This window comes from Microbispora sp. CSR-4 (genome assembly GCF_008033685.1).
Lineage (GTDB): Bacteria > Actinomycetota > Actinomycetes > Streptosporangiales > Streptosporangiaceae > Microbispora.
Genome location: NZ_VJVX01000298.1, coordinates 1 through 374 on the forward strand (window position 1 = coordinate 1; position 374 = coordinate 374).

At 64.2% G+C, this 374-nt stretch carries 1 protein-coding gene; it reads left to right on the forward strand.

The window, feature by feature from the left end; translation table 11 throughout:
- A partial coding sequence (locus tag FLV34_RS39890; protein WP_369074170.1) for a serine protease occupies nt 1-374 on the forward strand: 374 nt, incomplete at both ends.

Below are 374 nucleotides of genomic sequence, written 5' to 3' on the forward strand. Positions count from 1 at the left end.
GCCTCCGCCGACACCAAGGCCGGCGTTGTCGGGTCGAGCGGCGACCAGAAGGCCGCCACCGGCAGCCTCAAGAACGTGAACCTGCCGAAGACCACCGGCAAGGTGTTCTTCATCGGCGCGGACCACAAGCCGCACTGGTGCTCGGCCACCTCGGTTCAGTCGCAGTACAAGAACCTGGTGGCGACCGCGGGTCACTGCGTCTACGACACCAAGTCCAACGCGACCACCCTGGACAAGTGGGTCTTCATCCCCGGCTACTACGAGGGCAAGACCCCCTGGGGCATCTACGTCGGTAAGACCGCTTACACGCACTACGACTACAGCGTGTACGAGGACGGCGACCGCGACTACGCGTTCGTCACGGTCTACAACGG